Below are 19,516 nucleotides of genomic sequence, written 5' to 3' on the forward strand. Positions count from 1 at the left end.
GTTATTTGTTAGCTGCGTACCATTCGTTGACTTCTTTTGTCATTTCATCGCCGCCAAGTTTTTTCCATTCAGCTACGAATTTATCGAATTCATCTACAGATACTTGATTCATCATAATTTTGAAATAGACTTCATCACGCTTCTTGATGAGAATTTCCTGTCTATCCGCCATCGTTGGTGTCGGTGCGCCGTAGAATTTGTTTTGTAGGTACTGTTTATTTTGTTGAATTGCAGGCACATTCGAAACCGCACCTTTTGGTCCCGAAATTAGGTATTCCCACCACATGTTGATATCGCTGCCATCAACATATTTCATAGCACGCTCATACCGTGTTTTTTGGTCCTTTGTTTCTAGAATGCTTGCGTCTTTGGTTTCAATAGCTTTTGGCAGAATTTCGCCGTTATTGTCTATTTGTCTACCAACGCGAAGCGGATTAAGCAACCAGTAGTTTGCGCCTTTTTCAACTTTATCCTTACCGTATTCATATACTTTTTGCTCTTCTGTTGGATGTGCTTGCGTAACGATGTATTGATTTAACAGCCTGATAACGCCTTCTGGATGTTTTGCTTGCTTGGAGATGACATAATATTCGTCAACACCCAATCCGATTTGCGATTGTGCAGGACTGCTATCCACCGATGGAATCGGGAATACGCCCCACTCTTGTACGACCTTACCGTCCTTCACAGCACCTTTAACGAGCTGAGCCGGTACCCAAGACTGACCGTATACGATACCGATGTTGTTGTTGTAGAGGAGCTCTGCTTCTTTCTCCGTATCTTTAACAGCGAACTCAGGATCAATTAATCCTTTTTTGAACATATCCTGTAATGCCTTAAGCGCGTCCTTCACTTGCGGCTGGATGTCACTATTGACCAAACCGCCGTTTCCATCTTCAATCCACATATTTTCATAGGCATGGTAACTATTCAGGAATGCTCTTAGTCCTGTAACACCTGTGTTCCCGTTAAATGGATCTTTGCTTACTGCAATTCCATACGGTTTCCCGGTGCCGCCAGGGTCTTTCGTTTTGAACGCCTCGGCGATCGTCAATAGATCTTGCATCGTCTTCGGTTCCGGCAGGTTCAATTTCTTCAACCAGTCCGTACGAAGAAAGATATACTGGTATTGGTACGGGTTATACGAACTCGGAATCCCCATTAACTTATTGTCGAAAGTGGCCGTCTTCATTTGCATACCGCCATCCATCATCAGGAACTTCTTCGTTTCGTCTGTTGCATTCTTGTCATACACTTCCGTCAGATCCATAATCATATCCGCTTCTGTCAGCTCTTTCAGCTGTGTAGCATTGACCCGCATGAAGTCTGGAATATCATTGGAGGCGATGGACATCTTCAATTTTTCCTTGAATTGATTGTCATCGGCAGCTATCCATTTGTTCGTGATCTTTACGCCAACGTCTTTCTCATACGCATCATAGACCGCGTTCTTGTCAAAACTCTCGCCAGAATCAAATTTGAGATACTGATCACTTGCCGAAACGGTCGAAACTTCCACGACTTCATCTTTTTGTTCTACAGTAGTGTCCGGCTGCTTCACCTCCGGCTGTTTCTCCACTTCTTTCGTTGCTTTGCCACATGCAGTGATGGTCAAGCATAGGATCAATGCGACGATTAAAAGTATTCTACTTTTTTTCTTCATACTACCCCTCCACATTGTCTCAAAATAGTTAGTGCAGCTGCTTACTTGCAGCAGCTTCTCTTCCTAGTTCTAGTATAGGAAAGGGAAAGATCCCCATCTATATACTAGTCTTTACTTTCGTATACACCTCTTGACTCAAGGTGAGCTTGTCCGTAAATCGAACACGAATGGGGCACATACACAGGCCCTGTGATCAAATAAAAGAGAGTCAGACCTTGTCAGGTTGACTCCCGCTTCGCTTCGTAGAAAGATACGGTGTAGAAGCCCGCATGCTCGGCTCCCACGATATTCGACAAGAGGTGGTACGCTGCTTTTTCTTTTATTTTCTGTTCCAATACGGAGTAACGTTCGATGATCTTCGCCGTGATCATGGGTTGGTCGATTTGCTCCATTTGGGTAAATATCACCTGATGAGAAGAAGTCCCCACAATAAAACGAATTTTCGCATCCATTATTTCCCCTCCTCCTTAATACACCATATGTACAGGAATGGCAAGGACAAACCTACAAATTCTTAAACTTCACATCGAGCGCATATACATGAGAAATCAGTCCATCTCAACGGGGGTGATCTTATGCAGGGTAATAACAACCCAACCCGATATGTAGCGATATACTGCCGTGTATCCACCGACGAACAAGCCCGGGAAGGCGTATCCTTGGATGAACAGCAGGAGCGGCTTAAAGCCTATTGTCGAGCGATGGGGTGGGCAGAAGAGGTCCTTCTTTTCATCGATGATGGATTTTCAGCCAAGAGCACAGATCGACCTCAGCTTAATCGCTTGATGGAGTACATCCGCAAGGAACAAATCTCCAAAGTCATGGTCACCAAGCTGGATCGCATGAGCCGTCGACTCTTGGATTTACTTACGCTCATTGATATGTTTCAGGAACATCAGGTCTCTTTTATTTCGATTAGCGAATCCTTCGACACGAACACACCATCCGGCCGATTAACCCTGCAAGTATTAGGTGCCGTAGCTGAATTTGAACGCGAACGCATTCGTGAACGGGTCCTTGATAATATGTTCCATGCGGCTAACCAAGGGAAATGGCTAACGCAGAGTCCGTACGGGTATCATCTCGAACAAAAAGAGCTTGTCATCTATGAATCTGAAGCGAGCATTGTCCGACGGGTATACGATTTGTATCTGAATCAAGGTTTGGGGTTCTTGGCGATTGCGAAGCGATTGAATGAAGAAGGGCTTCCCTCCAAACAGAACAAAGAGTGGTCCATTCGCTCCATCAAGTTGATGCTGTCCAATCCCGTTTATAAAGGGACATTCGTCTGGAACCGCACAGATTCTAGCAAGAAAAAACGCAAGTTAAAAGACGATGCCGAGTGGATTGTCATCGACGACTGTCTGCCTGTCATTATCGAGACGGTCATGTGGGATCGCGTTCAAGCCAAAATGACCAAACAAAACATAGCTCCTCGTGCCAAAACCAGTCCTCATTTACTTGGCGGGCTGCTGAAATGCGGCCATTGTGGTGCTGGGATGAGTATTGGTTGGTCGGGTTCCCCCAATCGGCGGTATCGTGTGTACCGTTGTTCCGCGAACAAAAATAATGGAACGTGTACAAGCAAACAATACCGGGCGAATGAAGTGGAGTCATCGTTTTTGAGCGGCCTATCCATGTTATCGCAATCTCTCTCGCTTGAACTCATCCCCCAATTCGCCGAGAAAGAGAACAGTCCCGCTGATCAAATCCATCAACGAATACAAGCTGCCAAAAATCGTTACAAACGTAAAGTGGAAGCCTATACATCCGGACTGATTGATTTATCCGATCTCGAAGAGGAAAAACAGCGCAGGGACCGAATCTTGTTAGAAAATCAAAGCCAGAGCAACATGATCGAAAAATTACCTATCGAGCAGCTTAGCGAAATAATAGGAAATAAAATCAGTACATTAATCGAGGCCATCGAGATTCTTCCCGTTGAAGAGGCCAAATCCCTGCTTGGGACGTTGATTCTCAAAGTGACCGTACACGGGGAGAAGGAACTGGACATCGAGTTAGATGTGATCTAGCAATCAAGACGGATCAGGATTTCCCTCTGTTTCGTAAGCACCTTAACAGAACGAAGGCTGGGCTTCCTATTGGCATCAACGCATCATACGTGAGCTCGATTTAACAAGTGAGGAGACGGTTGAATTCGCCAAGCTGAATTCATCGGTTGTACAGCCGTCCAAAAACAGCTTAAATCCTTACTATCTTGGACTTAAGATCTTCGAGGACATTGAACGGCGTTGGGACCGTCCTTCTACCGAAGAACGCGACCGATTGCATCGTACGCCAGGGCAGGGGCGCACCAAGATCTTTGAGGTACGGGAATTTGATTCCGATACCTCCTTCATCCGGAACTACTTAACCAAAGATCTTGCCGTTGATTTGGATCTCTATGTGTTCGAGAAGAAAGGCAACGAGTGGAAGATTACCGACAAAGCGTTTGAGAATATTCGCGACCAGTTAGTCTACTCGCGCGTCAATGGCGGATTCCCGTTCCTCGTCGTGCAAGACGGCGATTTCTTACGTACGGGAGAGCTATACTTAAAACATCAATATGAGGGGATCGAATTGGATCTTAAATATTTGGAGCGGACACTCCCCTTTGTCTTCCAGCTTTGGGGCAAACCTATCCACCTTGAAACCTTTGTCGAAGATAAAAAAGTACTATTTACCTATGACGGCAGAAAACAAAACCGTAAGTTCCTATAGGTAAACTAGCCCCGCTGCGCTTAGAGAATACGGTCTTTCCCTCCCAGGGGGGAAGATCGTTTTTTTATGCCTTCCAACCGACACCTTTCGACACTCAAATTTGCAATTCTCGTTTATAATGATAACGAATAAATTCGAGCGATTGTCGAGTTTGGAGTGTGTGAAGTTGATTATTATCAATATCATCAAACTATTTATAGTTCCCTCCATCTGTGTGCTAATCATCATGTCGTCCATTGTATTAGACAAGGCTCCAAATCTTGCAGCACTCCTGATATCGGGTTGCCTGTTTATGCTCAGCATCGTATTCGATAAAAAGTGGCCCCGTCTCCAGTACACACAGATTCTGCTGCTCGGATTGTTTCATTGGTACAGTCACCTCAATTGGTGCCAACTGCTTTATTGTATTCTTGTCATTAGTGCGATTGAGAAAAAACCGAAATATGCACATGGCGCATTCATTGCGATCTATTACGTACTTCAATATACGGCTATCCGGTTATCCTACCAGAGCTTGAGTACGTATAATCTGCTCGTCTCACTTTTCGATCTCATGACATCGATCGTCATTGTTCTCTTGTTCCGATATGTCATGAATTTAGAAATGGAGAAGAAACGCTTGAGCAAAAAATACAATTTTCTCAGTACGCATGATTCTGTAACCGGTTTATTAAATTACGAGGGTTATATGAAGTCGATCCAAGACTTTGTCCAAAAAGAAGAACCCTTCATCCTCGTCTTGCTGGATTTACAGGATTTCAAGTCGATTAACCATGAAAGTATGGAGAACGGCAATGAAATACTGGCAAAAATTGCGCAGCTTCTTCATGTGTTCTTCCCGAATGCCAAAGCGATATCCAGATACGCCGGTGACAGATTTGCACTCATCCTCCCGCCGCAAGATAACGTGTTGCTGCAGCTGGGTGAAATGCTCGACTCCAATGCACTCGGATTTCAAGTCACCTATTGTACAACACGCTTTCCTTCCGAAGCGGTGACGTCCCAAGAACTTATCACGTTCGCAGAGGAAAAATTATTCCAGAACCGCCGCAAGCTCTGGTTCAAACGCGAGGAGAATATGTTTCGCTCGGAGAAGCTCAAAGCTGTAGGGGAACTTGCCGCAGGCATGGCCCATGAAATTCGAAATCCGCTGACAACCATTAAGGGATTTATGCAAATCGCTGTTCATCATGATTACAACGTACGACCTTGGTTCGATACCATCATGAGTGAGATTACGCGTATGAATGAGCTTACGGCTGAATTTCTGCAATTTTCCAAACCGCACATCAGCAATATGAAGCCAGAGCCGATCGGGCATCTAATCGATCGTCTGTTATTTTTGATTGAATCCGAAGCGGCCTTTCGGGGACACCGCATCCACTATGAACCATCGAACTCGTGCGAACATATCAATATGGATCGCGACAAAATCGTACAAGTCTTACTCAATCTCGTCCGGAACGCATTCGAAGCCATGCAAGAATCCGGCGATGTATACATACGCATTCAAGTCAATGATTTCGCCGCGAACATCGAAATTGAAGATACGGGCAGCGGAATCCCGGAACAGCATCTTGTCAAAATCTTTAATCCTTTCTACACCACCAAAGATAATGGAACGGGATTAGGGTTATCGATCTGTCAGAAAATCGCCCAAGATCATGGGGGTACCTTAGATGTCACCAGCGAAATTGACAAAGGATCTATCTTTCGCCTTCGACTCCCGATTATCCCACATATGCCCAAACTTGAAGATGAATAGTCAGCACAGTGCTCAACAGGCTAAAGCCATAAAAAAAAGCAAGGCCGATAAAATAATCGGTCAGAGTGTCGATAAAGTCCAGAGGACTTTTCGGCACTTTATTTTTTGGGGTGATCTCGTTTCGTAGAAGAAAAGCCAATTTAAAACGATCTAAAACAATGATGAAGATGAATGAAGTTTGCGATGTTGTTTAAACTCCAGTATAGGTGGGGAAAACGTGTTTGTGGTGGTACTATAATGGATAAATCCACTAACTTCGCCGTCTTCAGTACGATTTCGCACTCTATACTGGATAAATCCAATAGAATGTGCTGAAAATGCCTCTAAAATGCTGATTTTCCCCCTCTATATTGGAAACGTCCAGTATAGGTGCGCGTTTTAGTACTGGTAGTGAACCTATGTTGGATAAATCCAGGATAGGTACGCGAATTCGTGTTGGTGGCTACGCTATATTGGATTATCCAATAATTTCAACGGATTTGCATATATTCAAGCGTCTATATTGTGCAATTCACTTCTCTGCATCCTTCGTATCATTCTTCGATGTGTCCAGCTCCATACTGTCTCGTGTAATGATCTCACTAATTTTCGTCTTAAGGATATCCGATTTCGGACCAAAAATCGCTTGAATATTGTTCCCGACCTCTAGTACGCCGGAAGCCCCCAGCTGCTTCAACCGATTTTTATCCACCTCGCCTGAATTCTTCACCGCAACGCGCAACCGCGTAATACATGCATCGAGCGATGCGATGTTCTCTTGACCGCCGAGTGCATTCAGAATATTGCGAGGAAGTTCATCTGCCCCCTGTGCTCCAACAACCGTCTTCTCTTGGACAACTTCTCTGCCCGGCGTCTTCAGGTTAAAAGTACGAATCGCAAACCGGAAGCCAAAATAATAAATAACCGCCAGGATTAGACCAACGACGATAACCAACCACCAGTGCGTACGATTCGGCAGCACACCAAACAGCAAGAAATCGATGACGCCGCCCGAGAAGGTCATCCCTATTTTCACATTCAACAATTGCATCGTCATGAACGACAATCCTGCAAATACCGCATGCACCGCGAATAGAAGAGGTGCAACGAACAAGAACGAGAATTCCAATGGTTCCGTAATCCCTGTCAGGAACGACGTCAATGCCGCGGAGCCCATCATGCCGGCAACCATCTTCTTATGCTCAGGTCTTGCTTCATGATACATTGCTAACGCCGCTGCCGGTAATCCGAACATCATGAACGGGAATTTCCCGACCATGAACGTACCTGCTGTTAGCTCCACACCATCCTTTAATTGAGCGAAGAAGATTTTCTGATCCCCGCGGACAAGCTCCCCAGCTTTGTTCACATATTGACCGAACTCGAACCAAAACGGCGAATAGAAAATATGATGCAAGCCAAAAGGAATAAGAGATCGTTCAATAACCCCGAATATCAAAGCCGCCAAAGTCTGATTCTTATCGATCATGCTGTGGGAGAATGCATTCAAGCCGCTCTGAATTGGGGGCCAAATAAATACCATGATGATGCCGAGCAACAGAGATAAAGCTGCTGTAATAATCGGGACGAATCGTTTACCTGCAAAAAATCCTAAATAGGAAGGAAGTTCAATCGTAAAGAACCTCTTATATAGCATGGCCGCCAAAATACCAACGATGATCCCCCCGAATACACCTGTCTGCAGCGTACTAATCCCCAACACATTGGCATACGACAAATTCGAAGCGACCATTTCAGGTGTGATCCCAACGATGAGCTTCATCGTCACATTCATCACGAGATATCCAATAATCGCCGCCAATCCGGCAACACCATCACCGCCGGCAAGGCCAATGGCTACGCCCACCGCGAACAACAATGATAAATTATCGAATATAATGCCGCCCGCCTGTTCCATAACGGCTGATATTCCTCGAACAGTTTCATTATCAAGAGCAGGTATCCATTCCAACAATGTCGGATTATGCAGTACATTTCCCAAGGCAAGCAGGATCCCCGCAGCCGGCAAGATCGCTACCGGAAGCATCAGTGCTTTACCTACTTTTTGAAGTACTCCGAATATATTTTTGAACATCCCAGTAACCTCGCTTTATATGATACAGCTTGTGCCATTTCTAGAAATTTTAACTTTATAATCTCCAGAATTTGAAAAATTATCACATGTTCACTGCGTCATCCGAAAAAAAATAAATAGCCCGCAAAATCCATCATGGGATTCTACGAGCTATTTAATGGGATGAAATTGTTATTTGCTTATAGGAAGTGAAATCGTAAATTGCGTCCCGCGTCCAACCGGCGTCTTGATCTGAATACTGCCGCCATGATTCTCAATAATGCGGTAGCATATCGAGAGTCCTAACCCCAGACCATTCTCTTTGGTCGTGAAGAACGGGTTGAAGACATGATTCATTTGTTCTTCGCTGATCCCCACGCCATAATCCCGAATCGTAATCATCGCCATGTTCAGCTCTTTATGGATCGATAACCGGATATCCACTTGACCGCCCCGCGGCATCGCCTCAAAGGCATTCTGGATCAGATTGATCAGCACCTGCTTAATCTGAATTGAATCAATATAAAGGCTAAGATCAGGCTCACACAAATCTGTCGTTATAATCACATTATTGAAATTGGCTTGACTCGTCATAAATTGCACCGTATCAATGACGATATCTTGCAAGCTATGCTCCCGCTTCTCGGGATAACTAGGCTTCGCCATAAGTACGAAATCAGATACTAATTTGCTCAAGTCTATAAGCTCTGCGTAGACAATTTCAAGATAGCGAATATGATTTTCTTGGCTTAGTGACCTGCCCCGCAGCAATTTAATAAATCCCATAATAGAGGTCAGCGGATTACGAATTTCATGGGCGATCCCCGCGGCAAGCTTCCCGATGGCTGAGAATTTCTCATACGTTAACATTTGATTCTCAAGGTCATTACGTTCGGTGATATCCCGCAGTTGGAGGTAAGCCCCCACCATTTCCTGCTTATCATTCAAGATTGGCATCGCATCCAGAAGACATGACATTCGACTATTTGCTGACAGCGAAAAGACACATTCCTGATTTTCCAATCGGACTCCGAGCTGGATCACGTCCCGCAAATAACTTGCAAACGTCTCGATCTCCATGACCGATTGGCCAATCATCTCAGATCGTCCTGTATTCGTGATCTTCTCGATCAATTGATTGCATTCAATCACAATGCCCGCCTGATCCGTGATTAGAATACCGTTATTCACGCTATTAATCAGCAAATGCTGTACTAGATCCTTCTTGTGGCTGTTCCTGCGCAGCACGATTTCTCGTTCCATCGAATCTACCATATTAGACAATAACGGCAGCGCAAAAGAACTGTGATGCTCTACAAATGTCATCATCGATAACGTTCCCGCCAGCTGATCCACCTGCTCGAAATGAAAGGGAACGCTATAACAAGCTGTGCTATACATATATTCATGAAAATGGTCCTCGCCTAACAATACAATGGGCTGTTGCTCCTGCATCGCTAAACTTACGGCATTGGTCCCCATATCCTCTTCATTCATTTGAGATCCCTCTTGCATGCCAACAACACGCATTAGATCTTTGATTTTCTCATTTCCAAAAAAACCGATGATATATCCTTCATGATCCGTTAATGCAATCAGAATAGGGATGCCCTCCAACTGACGGCTCGTCTTATCCCCGAAATAGTCCATGACCGATATGACTTCGCAATATTTACTTCGGATTTGCCTAAGTTCAGCCTCACATAATCGATTTTTCGAGTAGGGAATGCTGTTGGAGGTCAGCCCGCGTGCGAGGCATCTGGTTTTTGATTCGATAATATAAGGAGCTTCCATGAGTCAAATCCTTTCATAAACATCACACCAAAAGTAGGGTACTTTACAAAGAATAACACAGTTATCTAAATAAAACTTCCAAAATTTTCAGTTCCGCCCCTTAAAAATCAAGAAGTCAGAGAAAGATCCCTGACTTCTTTTGCCTGCTGGAATCATGTCGAACCCCGTCAATCTCACAAGATTTATAAAAGATACGGACGGAGACCATTGGTCGATAATCGGTTGGATTTGTGCATCAATGCGGATAACTCGCTTCAAATTCAATCCCGCAAGGGCCGCCATCCGGATTGGCCTCAAGGTCTGCAACAGAACCATCTGCACGATATAAAGGGCGATACCAGCTACCAATTTGCGTAGCCGAGGCATTGGCATAGTGGCATATGAAAGCCCGACGGAATCGATCCTTCGTCTTATTACGATATGAACCATGAATCAAATTCCCGTTAAAAAAAAGCACATCGCCTCGATCCATTCGCACGGGCACGGCCTTCTGTTCCTTCGGCGGCTTCACATAATGTGAAGTAAAAGATTCTTGCTGATCCGCATGTTCCGGGCATACAATGTCATAATGATTCGTCTTCGGAACGACGAGCATCCCCCCATTCTCCTCATCCGCAGGATCGATGGCCGTCCAGGCGGCAATACAGTTCCCTGGCTCGACTTTTAAATAGAAATTATCTTGATGCAATGCCTGCCCTCGCGAGCCCGGCGGTTTATAGTAGAACATCGTCTGTGCCGCAAGAGCATCCTCTTCATATAAATCGGCTAATACCCGAAGGACTGGCGGGTGCAATAAATACTGCATCGCCGTTTCATTAAAACGATGAGGCTGCATGACACGCGGATAACGCGATAATGGATCCGTGACGTCAGCCGAAAGATTCGGTTCAAAGTGCCCCGGGATCCACTGTTGACTTATGTCTTCAAAAGTCTGTACAATCACATCTACATCCGCTGGGGAGAAGAGCCCTTTTACAATGAGATAACCTTCTTGTTCGAACCGCTCCTTCTGCTCTTGCGTCAATAACTGAAGCTGAAATGTCATTCGAACGCCTCCGTTCCAATATACTAGAATTGTTTCTTCAAATTTAGTATATTCACATGACAGCGCATTCTAAATCATCGATCATGCTAATCTTTCACACAATCCTGCTATTCTGTATATCAGACTTGAAAGAAGGTAATCTCGTCATGCAATCGGATGCTTCAGACAAATTCAAGGATGTACATGGGCATCATCTTATCGCCGGTCACTACCACGAATCAGATACGTATCTGTCCAAACGTCTTGAAGGAATGAAGGATTGGCTTATTACGTATACCTTAGATGGAGAAGGGTATGCAAATACACCCGAGATGGAAGCCGTATGTAGGGCAGGCGACCTTATGCTGTTGAAGCCGGAAGTTCCGCATCAATACGGCACGAGAAAAGGACAGCATTGGCATTTTGTATGGGCGCATTTCTCCCCCCAACAGGTTCAGCATATGTGGCTTCCAACCCAAGAAATCTATGTGAAGACCATCGAGAATACATCCGTTCAACGGCGGATTTATCGGGCATTTCGAAAAATAATTGTGGATTCGACGGAAAGGGGTACTTACTGGAGTGAGCTCTGCTATAACGCTTTGCAGGAAGTGCTAATATTACTTGCACAGCGTCATCAGCAAAAATTAGATGCTCGGGTAGAAGAGGTCCTATTGCTGCTCTCACAGAGCATCCGAGAACCATGGAAGATAGAGGGGATCGCAAGAACGATTGGACTATCGCCATCCAGGCTGTCCCATCTCTTCAAAGAACAAACGGGGCACTCGATCATAGAGGCCTTGAATCAAATGCGAATTCGACAAGCCGCGTTATTATTAGCTCATACGGATCGAAGCGCATTTGAAGTTAGCCAAGATGTCGGATTTCATAACTATAATCATTTTATGAACCAATTTCGTAAATACTATTTCACCACACCGACCGCATATCGGAACCGTTAACTTGATGTCTCTTCGTGTAACAGATCTGAAGTCACTTGCTTTAAGGTAATGCCTGCAAGCTCTTGTTCCATCGCATTTTGCGCTTTGGCGAAGTTTTGCTCTAGTGTACTCTGAATATTTTTCCCCACGACACATTGTGGATTCGGATTATCATGAATGGAGAACAATTCATCTTGAACCCCCGCTTGCACGGCACGGTATACATCAAGCAACGTAATTTCGTTCGTCGGACGTGCTAACGTTGCACCGGCAACACCCGGACTGGAATGAATTAATCCTGCCTTATTCAACAAGCTCATCGTCCGTCGAATCACCACAGGATTGGTATTTACGCTGCCTGCGATATATTCAGACGTATTCCGACCTTCTTTATTAATGTCTAGCAAAGATAAGATATGCACGGCTACCGCAAAACGACTGCTTATCATCGAGAGACAACCTCCTTTTTACCTCTTACTATATGCTGTAACAATTATAGTTACATAGAAAACCCTTGTCAATTGCGCTTATGCCGTGCGATGGCAAAAACATCCTCCCGGGAACAATCCGGGAGGATGCGAATAGGAACGGCTGCGAATGTTAGATATGGTGAGTCAACATGTACTCATCATCCGTAATAAATAACGGGAAAGGCGGCTTTTCTTTTAGGTAATATTGCTGCATGAGCAGGTCATAATGCACGCGACCTTCAACACAACCTGGCATTAACGGCAACTTATTGTTATCATCTACATAGTCATCCACAGCAGCCTGTACGATGTCCAAGTAATGCGGAATGAGACGATCTTGCTCTTGAAAGATTTCGTATGTCTGCGTGCTCATATAGTATTCCTCGGTTGGAATTCCACCCAAGTATGGAGCTAATTTCGTCGCATCAATCCGATTATTCTTGTCTACAAGGACGGTTCTCTTTACCTGCTTAGGCAGGTTCAATTCAAATTCATGAACTGCTCTTTCAATGTCTTTTAACGTCGTTTGGATCCGTGCCGGCTCTTGATTCGGTCTATTTTTCTTGTGGAAAAATTTGGTCAACCACATAAAGATCCCTCCTCGGTGTGTCGGTATCCGCTTTCAAACGGCTAAGAATATGACGAGTCATCATCAACTTCTTACATTAAGTATACCACAATTCCACCACGGAACATCAGGGAAATGCTAGAATTGTCATAGTATCGTAATCATTTCCAATTTTTCAGCTATTTTGTTTCATGATATTCATTCATAAGCGAGGGATTGTATGCATATCCAACACATTTACCAGCAAGGACAGGGGTTATTTAACGAAGATGCGCTGATCCTTAATCCGACGCACCATATTTATGGGGTCGTTGACGGTGTTTCCGGCCTTCAAGCCTTCCATCAAGAAAATACCAGCTCGGGACAAATTGCAGCGCGAATCGTGTCCGAGCATTTCAATGCGACAAATGAGCTTCTCCCGACCCTAAGCCGTATCAGCATTGCTGCGAACGATCAGCTTCGACACACCATGTTAGAAGCAAAAGTCGATATTCATGATGTAAGCGCATTGTGGAGTGCCGTTCATGCCGTCGTTCAAATTCAGCCGCATTATATTGATTGGGTGCAGAGTGGGGATTGTATGATTTATGCCATTTATGATCACGGTCTCGTTCGCACGTTAACCTATGATAGTGTAGATATCCATGATGAACGCGCTCTTCATCTCTGGTATCAGAAATATAATGCCAAGCTCATCCATGGGAAGAAACCCGACGAGGTTACGAGAACGCTGCAGCGAAATCGGCAGCTTGCCAATCAACCCAGCGGCTACAGCGTCATGAATGGTCAGCCCGAGTTCGCCCAGTACATCGAATCAGGTCGGATTGCGCGTAATGAACTTCGTCATCTGCTCTTGATCACAGACGGGATTTATCCTTGGCTTCCAGCTTACCCAGCTTCCAAAGGGAATCCGAATGCCTTCAGACATGATTTCATTGAAGATATCGTGGATTTCGGGTTATCCAAGTATGTCGAACAACTCTGTACGTGGGAAGCAGAGGATAAGGCGTGTCTTGAATCGCCGCGATTCAAAGTTTCGGATGACAAGACGGGCATCCTCATCACCTTCTAGACGAAACAATAAGACGCCATCCACTTGGCGTCTTATTCGTTAATATTCACGTTATTCGGAACTAATATATTTGGCGATGCAGCCTATTTAGAATCCCGGAGAAATACACTTCACGGCTTGACACCCCCCGCAAAGTCTGTTAATTTGTGGTGGCAATTACGTGTTCGATCTTTCCTAATGGATGAAGTCCAGGATATCAGAGAGGAGAAGTCAAATGAGTCATGCGAATCAACCGAATGTCGTATTCATCATTGCTGACGATCACCGTGCCGAATCCGTTAATGCCTTCGGCAACAAGGACATCCACACGCCTACGCTTGATGCGCTAGCCAAGGAAGGCACGTCGTTCAGTAACACTCACATTTTTGGAGGATTGACCGGAGCGGTATGTGCGCCCAGCCGAGCATGCGTAAATTCAGGGATATCGATCTTCCGTTCCATGATCGGAAATGATGTCACCAATTGGGATCATGCGATAACCATTCGATCTGATGTGGTGCTCATGCCGCAAGCCATGAAAAACGCAGGCTACGTGACTCACGCGATAGGCAAATGGCATAATGATAAGCCTAGTTTTGCCCGGAGCTTTACGGGTGGCGACAAGCTGTTCTTTGGTGGGATGAGCGATCACTGGAGCGTACCTGTTCAGGATTTTGATCCTGATGGCGTGTATCCAGTAGAACGAGAGTATATTGGAGACAAGTTCTCGACGGAGTTGTTCTCCGACGCAGCCATTCAGTTTGTGGAAAATTATACAACGGATCAGCCCTTTTACCTGTACATCGCTTATACAGCTCCACACGATCCGCGAACGGCACCGGAGCCGTTTGCCAGCATGTATGATCCTAGCAACATTTCACTTCCACCCAATTTCAGCACTGATTTCCCTTTTGATAATGGTGAAATGGATGTCAGGGACGAACACTTGGCCGAAAAGCCACGTCATCCCGCCGAAATACGTAGACACATTGCCGACTACTACGGCATGATTACCCACATGGATGCTCAAATCGCAAGAGTCGTGGAAGCATTGAAAGCAAAAGGAATCTATGATAATACCATTATTGTATACACCGCTGACCACGGCATATCCTTAGGTCAACATGGATTAATGGGGAAACAGAACGTATTCGAACACAGCGTACGTATTCCTCTGATTGTGAAAGGTCCGGGCATCCCGACCGGGGTGCAATTACAAGATCTAACCAGCAACATTGATATTTTCCCAACACTTGCTGAACTTTGCGGATTGGCCGCACCAGAGGTTGATGGAACCAGCATGATTCCGCTGCTAAAGGACAAACCGGAACATAAAAAAGCTGTCGTCGGGACGGTCTATGCCGATATTCAGCGAATGATACGGGATGATCGCTGGAAGTTGATTCGCTATTACGTATCGGAGAGCTCGGGTAGAGGCAGTAACAGGCTGCAGCTGTTCGATCTGGAACAAGACCCATGGGAAACCACGGATGTATCTAGCCAGCCAGCGAATACGGAACATATCAACCGATTAGCTGCGGCACTCCAAACTTGGATGGTGGAGAACGGCGATATCCTTCAGGATGTCCCTGTACTCTTATGCGAATAACTTTCTGATAGTTGACCGCTGCTGACTTCAACAGAATAATAAACGAATCCATTCGATAGACGATATGGAATCACCTAAATAACCGCCCTCTATCCCCGAGAGCGGTTTTCTTTTCCTACGTATTCCGTTCTGCTCTCCTTACCTGAATCCGCACCCTCTACGAACCGACTCGATTCCAACCTTACAGGGATAGCAGCTTCCTGCTGAGATACAATGAACGTTGTTGTAATGATAAAGAAGAATGTCGCCAATCTCCATCTCATATACACCCGTCAGCACCTTGATCAATGTCGATTTGCCGGCACCGTTTTCACCCATCAACGCATGAATTTCTCCTTGTCGTAACGTAAATCGAGCATCACGCAGCACCTTTACGCCAGGAAAGGATTTGTTTATCTTCTCCATTTTCAATAACACGTCATCATTCATTCGGCCGCACCTTCCTTCCCAGCCTCTTTAACGCTCCTAGGTTCATCTCTCATTGTCCGGGGCAAGCATGAGAAAAACCGTCAGGGGATCACCCGACGGTCCTTATTGTGTGAAGCTATACGTCGGTGGAAAGGAGAGATGGGTTGGTGTTTCCGTTTCAGCTGTCGAAGATACGAAATCTTGACAAATTAAATAAGCTCTTTGTGTGTAACGGACATGAGAGACCTTATTGTTTGCTATGCTCATAGATTACCGTTGTTGCGGACACAGATACCCTTATTCCATTCGAATCATGGGTATATAGCTTATGTTTAGCATAATAAGAGCTGCTGTGTCCGTTCACTCTGCATTTTGAGTGCTTTTGGCATAATTAAGGTCTCCTGTGTCCGTTCATTGCTCGCTCAGTTCATTTCTCGCTCCGCTCCCTGCACCCTAATTTGATTTCGGCAATCTCTCGAAAAGTTATACATTCTAGAATGTCAAAAAAAACCGTACAAGACAAATGTCTCACACGGTTCTCTGATTCCTCTATATTTGGACCTTATGCTCATTTAATGCTTGCAAATCTTGTGCAACCTTCTCAATCATCTGGACGAATGCATGAAGCTCTTCCGAACTTGCCGCCTGATGACGCGCATTAACGGATGTTTGCTCGGATTCGAGCTTCACATCTCTCAGCTTCGATTCAATTAACTCAATACGCTCTTGAATTCGCTCCTGCGCATTCCGTGACGTCAGTGCTAACTTACGCACCTCATTGGCTACGACTTCAAAGCCGCGCCCGTGATCTCCAGCATGTGCTGCTTCAATGGCTGCATTCAATCCCAGCAAATGGGTCTGGTTCGAAATTTCCCGGATCAGCGTCCCCATCTCCGTAATTTGGCCAACCTCGGTGTTCAAGCTCTCTACGAGCTCATTCGCATGATCTTGTGATTCTGCTGTCGTAATAGCCGTCTCCGCAATCGTCTGTGCACTCGTATCCAGTTCCACCATCATTGCTGCGAGTTCCTGAACAATCAGACTGATCTTATGCAGCATGTGCTCTTGTATGTCTACCATCTGCTGGATCTTGCCCTTTTCCTTCATCTCATAGGCTTCCAATACCAGCTGGGAGTCCAGATTGAACATCTTCGTGATGGCATGTACGACATGAAGCCACGCATTCGGTAGTTCTACTTTGAACAATTCGGTCGCAATATTTAAATACACCATATAGGTGCCTAAATACCATTCCGTCGTTAACCCGATCCGCGAGTGCACCGCACCGATCCGAATTCGATTTTCCAAAAATGCATCATCAATGATTCCTGCGCTTAGCGACATAAAATATTCAACTTGCGTTTGCTTCAGTCGATCAATCGTGCTAAATTTCTCAATCAGCGCAACGAGGTCAGGCTGTGCTTGCATCTGCTCATAAAGACGATCCACGACACGGTCGACCACTTGCTTGAAAATGGAGTGATGCTGTTGAAGCAACTGCAAATCCTCATCGGTAATTCCGGTATACTCTATTTGTCTAAGACGATTCGAGGATACGCTAATCATTTGCTCCCGCCCCTTCCTAACTCATCATAATCCGACACAACTCGCGTCCTTTATGATTATAGTGAAATACGTTTGGAAGTCACAGGTAAAATATTGCATGAAATGGTAAGTTATGGGTTTTATCCATCATAATTTAGCAAAACTTGATCATGTGCCGGAAATGATATCCGCTCACCATAAGCTCACCATCTTCATGATAGCCCATTTTCACATACAGACGGTGTGCATTCTCATTCTCGAAATCCACAAGTAACGATAATTTCGCATACTTTTTCGCACGGCCTGCTTCTTCAAATGCTCGCATCAGCTTCTTGCCAATGCCTTGTCCTTGATGGGTATTCGATACCGCGACGGAATCCAGATAATATTCATCATCACGAGCTTCCTTTGCCAGCGTAACGTCCTTATTGCCTGTTTTCGCGATAATTCGCTCAATAAAAGGCTGATCCAACGCATCGGATTGGCTGCCGTGATAGGCTAATAGAAAACCTACAACTTGTCCGTCGATTTCATAGACAATCGTATTCTCATAGCTTAGACGATTTCCCGGTTGTTGGAAAAACTCGCCGACGACCTGCAAGGCTTCTTGCGAATCGGTCGTACCAGCTAATGTATTGGCAATACTGCCAATCGCATCATGAATTAATGGGACCACTTGTTCAAAATCTTGAGGCTGCGCTGCTCGAATCATGGTTGTGTATGTCTCCTTCTTGATAGGTAATAGATCACTATAAATAATATCATGAATAAGGAGGATAAGCGAAACATCATCGCATAGCTTGTTTTCAGCGCAATCATGCCCAACGTCATCGAACCAAGAGCAATCCCAAAGTCAATGGAATTATAGAAAGCGCCGTTCGCAACGCCGCGATTCTCCGGCTTCGCCCGCTGAATGGCCCAAGCCTGAAGAGATGGCAGCAATGTGCCGTAGCCAATCCCATAGCAGACAGCAGATACAATCAAGATGCCCAGAGAGGTTGTAAAAGACAGAATGACCATCGAAATGACAACCATCAAAGCTCCGATCGGTAGAATCGCTCCATGACCTTTACGATCATAAATTCGTCCTGAAATCGGGCGTACGAGCAGCACTGCTAACGCGTTGAATAAGAAAAACCATCCGACATTCGGGATATGATTTTCTTTGCCGAGCATCGTAATGAAGGTAATAAGCCCGCCATAGGTAATGGATAAGAGAATCGTTAATAGACAAGGAAGCAGCGCATTGCGGTCCATGAGGATGATTTTGATAGGTCCCGCTGGCTTCGCCGGTTGTTCTTTCTTCAAGCGAATCGCGAATGTAATCGGAATAACCACGGCAACCAATAGTGTCGCGACGAAAATCAATGTGCCGAAACCATAATCGTTCAGCAGCCACAATCCGATCATTGGAGCAATAGCCATGGACAAGCTCGAAGATAATCCGAAGTAACCCATGCCTTCGCCAATTCTATGTTTAGGGATATTCTCCGAGGCGATCGTGCCGTACGTTGTGCTAATGATACCAAATCCCACGCCATATACCATACGAATCAAGACGATTACAGCAATGGACCCCACGCCGTAATAGGTCATCGTCGACAGCATAAAGATGAGCAAGCCCCCTAACACCAGCGGGAGACGTTTCATACGCGTCACCATCACGCCTGCGAACATCCGTGTCGCAATCGCGGATAAGGCGAACATACTAATGACAAAACTAATCGTAAAGCTGCTTACATCGAAGTTCTCCGAGACATAGGCCGGAAGCGCCGGCGTAATCATTTGAAGATTCAAATATACGAATAAATTGGATAAGGTTAATAAAATAAAATCTTTCGTCCACAATCTCGATGTGGCTTCAGGCTTGCCCTGAACGGGTTGTGCTAGTTCCATAAGAACAC

At 45.2% G+C, this 19,516-nt stretch carries 15 protein-coding genes and 2 pseudogenes; 6 read left to right on the forward strand and 11 right to left on the reverse strand.

From position 1 onward, the window contains the following. Position 1 precedes the first annotated feature (1 nt). Together BVG16_RS15910 and BVG16_RS15915 are read right to left on the reverse strand one after the other, a co-directional pair. Positions 2 to 1,663, reverse strand: a complete 1,662-nt coding sequence (locus BVG16_RS15910) for an extracellular solute-binding protein (protein ID WP_078499671.1) — start codon at positions 1,661 to 1,663, stop codon at positions 2 to 4. 218 nt (positions 1,664 to 1,881) lie between these two features. Further along, positions 1,882 to 2,115 (reverse strand): hypothetical protein, encoded by a 234-nt coding sequence (locus BVG16_RS15915; protein WP_078499672.1) that lies wholly within the window; start codon positions 2,113 to 2,115, stop codon positions 1,882 to 1,884. 123 nt (positions 2,116 to 2,238) lie between these two features. Here BVG16_RS15915 and BVG16_RS15920 point away from each other — a divergent pair, with 123 nt between their 5' ends. From BVG16_RS15920 to BVG16_RS15930, 3 genes and pseudogenes are all read left to right on the forward strand, one after another. Further along, on the forward strand, positions 2,239 to 3,696 hold the full coding sequence (locus tag BVG16_RS15920; RefSeq protein ID WP_078499673.1) for a recombinase family protein: 1,458 nt from the start codon (positions 2,239 to 2,241) through the stop codon (positions 3,694 to 3,696). A gap of 49 nt (positions 3,697 to 3,745) precedes the next feature. Beyond that, positions 3,746 to 4,384, forward strand: a pseudogene (locus BVG16_RS15925) (SpoVR family protein); the annotation flags it as partial. A 166-nt stretch (positions 4,385 to 4,550) separates the two neighbouring features. Next, entirely contained in the window at positions 4,551 to 6,149 is a 1,599-nt protein-coding gene (locus BVG16_RS15930; RefSeq protein WP_233147057.1) for an ATP-binding protein, read from the forward strand. 511 nt (positions 6,150 to 6,660) lie between these two features. Here BVG16_RS15930 and ptsG read toward each other — a convergent pair. The 3 genes from ptsG to BVG16_RS15945 all read right to left on the reverse strand — a co-directional run bounded on the left by ptsG (position 6,661) and on the right by BVG16_RS15945 (position 11,041). Next, on the reverse strand, positions 6,661 to 8,223 hold the full coding sequence (ptsG, locus tag BVG16_RS15935; RefSeq protein WP_078499674.1) for a glucose-specific PTS transporter subunit IIBC: 1,563 nt from the start codon (positions 8,221 to 8,223) through the stop codon (positions 6,661 to 6,663). 171 nt (positions 8,224 to 8,394) lie between these two features. After that, complete coding sequence (locus BVG16_RS15940; RefSeq protein ID WP_078499675.1) at positions 8,395 to 9,996, reverse strand: ATP-binding protein; 1,602 nt, start codon at positions 9,994 to 9,996, stop codon at positions 8,395 to 8,397. A gap of 235 nt (positions 9,997 to 10,231) precedes the next feature. Beyond that, positions 10,232 to 11,041: a phytanoyl-CoA dioxygenase family protein gene (locus BVG16_RS15945; RefSeq protein WP_078499676.1), complete on the reverse strand. Its 810-nt coding sequence runs from the start codon at positions 11,039 to 11,041 to the stop codon at positions 10,232 to 10,234. 146 nt (positions 11,042 to 11,187) lie between these two features. On the opposite strand from BVG16_RS15945, the gene BVG16_RS15950 reads away from it, so the two are divergent. Next, the gene (locus tag BVG16_RS15950; RefSeq protein WP_078499677.1) at positions 11,188 to 11,982 is read left to right on the forward strand and encodes a helix-turn-helix domain-containing protein; all 795 of its coding nucleotides are present in this window, start codon (positions 11,188 to 11,190) and stop codon (positions 11,980 to 11,982) included. On the opposite strand, the gene BVG16_RS15955 is transcribed toward BVG16_RS15950, so the two are convergent. Continuing rightward, the gene (locus BVG16_RS15955) at positions 11,979 to 12,410 is read right to left on the reverse strand and encodes an Rrf2 family transcriptional regulator (protein WP_078499678.1); all 432 of its coding nucleotides are present in this window, start codon (positions 12,408 to 12,410) and stop codon (positions 11,979 to 11,981) included. The genes BVG16_RS15950 and BVG16_RS15955 overlap by 4 nt on opposite strands. A gap of 151 nt (positions 12,411 to 12,561) precedes the next feature. After that, complete coding sequence (locus tag BVG16_RS15960) at positions 12,562 to 13,020, reverse strand: DUF3939 domain-containing protein (protein WP_078499679.1); 459 nt, start codon at positions 13,018 to 13,020, stop codon at positions 12,562 to 12,564. 199 nt (positions 13,021 to 13,219) lie between these two features. Between BVG16_RS15960 and BVG16_RS15965 the strand changes: the two genes are divergently transcribed. Beyond that, on the forward strand, positions 13,220 to 14,071 hold the full coding sequence (locus tag BVG16_RS15965) for a protein phosphatase 2C domain-containing protein (protein ID WP_078499680.1): 852 nt from the start codon (positions 13,220 to 13,222) through the stop codon (positions 14,069 to 14,071). 214 nt (positions 14,072 to 14,285) lie between these two features. Next, positions 14,286 to 15,659 carry a sulfatase-like hydrolase/transferase gene (locus tag BVG16_RS15970; RefSeq protein ID WP_078499681.1) on the forward strand — a complete coding sequence of 458 codons (1,374 nt, stop codon included), beginning with the start codon at positions 14,286 to 14,288 and terminating at the stop codon, positions 15,657 to 15,659. Between the two features lie 240 nt (positions 15,660 to 15,899). Here BVG16_RS15970 and BVG16_RS33380 read toward each other — a convergent pair. From BVG16_RS33380 to BVG16_RS15990, 4 genes and pseudogenes are all read right to left on the reverse strand, one after another. Then, a pseudogene (locus BVG16_RS33380) lies at positions 15,900 to 16,088 on the reverse strand (ATP-binding cassette domain-containing protein); the annotation flags it as partial. Positions 16,089 to 16,616: 528 nt separating this feature from the next. Then, positions 16,617 to 17,633 carry a globin-coupled sensor protein gene (locus tag BVG16_RS15980; protein ID WP_078499683.1) on the reverse strand — a complete coding sequence of 339 codons (1,017 nt, stop codon included), beginning with the start codon at positions 17,631 to 17,633 and terminating at the stop codon, positions 16,617 to 16,619. Between the two features lie 133 nt (positions 17,634 to 17,766). Then, the gene (locus tag BVG16_RS15985; RefSeq protein WP_078499684.1) at positions 17,767 to 18,324 is read right to left on the reverse strand and encodes a GNAT family N-acetyltransferase; all 558 of its coding nucleotides are present in this window, start codon (positions 18,322 to 18,324) and stop codon (positions 17,767 to 17,769) included. Continuing rightward, positions 18,321 to 19,508: an MFS transporter gene (locus BVG16_RS15990; protein WP_078499685.1), complete on the reverse strand. Its 1,188-nt coding sequence runs from the start codon at positions 19,506 to 19,508 to the stop codon at positions 18,321 to 18,323. The genes BVG16_RS15985 and BVG16_RS15990 overlap by 4 nt, the downstream gene beginning before the upstream one ends. Positions 19,509 to 19,516 lie beyond the last annotated feature (8 nt).

The organism is Paenibacillus selenitireducens, from assembly GCF_002021565.1.
Lineage (GTDB): Bacteria > Bacillota > Bacilli > Paenibacillales > Paenibacillaceae > Paenibacillus_K > Paenibacillus_K selenitireducens.

What these genes read in the sequence shown, in the direction of transcription:
- BVG16_RS15980 (WP_078499683.1), bottom strand. Translation starts at nt 17,633, where the DNA reads ATGATTAGCGTATCCTCGAATCGTCTTAGACAAATAGAGTATACCGGA.
- BVG16_RS15950 (WP_078499677.1), top strand. Translation starts at nt 11,188, where the DNA reads ATGCAATCGGATGCTTCAGACAAATTCAAGGATGTACATGGGCATCAT.
- BVG16_RS15920 (WP_078499673.1), top strand. Translation starts at nt 2,239, where the DNA reads ATGCAGGGTAATAACAACCCAACCCGATATGTAGCGATATACTGCCGT.
- BVG16_RS15945 (WP_078499676.1), bottom strand. Translation starts at nt 11,041, where the DNA reads ATGACATTTCAGCTTCAGTTATTGACGCAAGAGCAGAAGGAGCGGTTC.
- BVG16_RS15990 (WP_078499685.1), bottom strand. Translation starts at nt 19,508, where the DNA reads ATGGAACTAGCACAACCCGTTCAGGGCAAGCCTGAAGCCACATCGAGA.
- ptsG (WP_078499674.1), bottom strand. Translation starts at nt 8,223, where the DNA reads ATGTTCAAAAATATATTCGGAGTACTTCAAAAAGTAGGTAAAGCACTG.
- BVG16_RS15960 (WP_078499679.1), bottom strand. Translation starts at nt 13,020, where the DNA reads ATGTGGTTGACCAAATTTTTCCACAAGAAAAATAGACCGAATCAAGAG.
- BVG16_RS15910 (WP_078499671.1), bottom strand. Translation starts at nt 1,663, where the DNA reads ATGAAGAAAAAAAGTAGAATACTTTTAATCGTCGCATTGATCCTATGC.
- BVG16_RS15915 (WP_078499672.1), bottom strand. Translation starts at nt 2,115, where the DNA reads ATGGATGCGAAAATTCGTTTTATTGTGGGGACTTCTTCTCATCAGGTG.
- BVG16_RS15955 (WP_078499678.1), bottom strand. Translation starts at nt 12,410, where the DNA reads ATGATAAGCAGTCGTTTTGCGGTAGCCGTGCATATCTTATCTTTGCTA.
- BVG16_RS15970 (WP_078499681.1), top strand. Translation starts at nt 14,286, where the DNA reads ATGAGTCATGCGAATCAACCGAATGTCGTATTCATCATTGCTGACGAT.
- BVG16_RS15940 (WP_078499675.1), bottom strand. Translation starts at nt 9,996, where the DNA reads ATGGAAGCTCCTTATATTATCGAATCAAAAACCAGATGCCTCGCACGC.
- BVG16_RS15965 (WP_078499680.1), top strand. Translation starts at nt 13,220, where the DNA reads ATGCATATCCAACACATTTACCAGCAAGGACAGGGGTTATTTAACGAA.
- BVG16_RS15985 (WP_078499684.1), bottom strand. Translation starts at nt 18,324, where the DNA reads ATGATTCGAGCAGCGCAGCCTCAAGATTTTGAACAAGTGGTCCCATTA.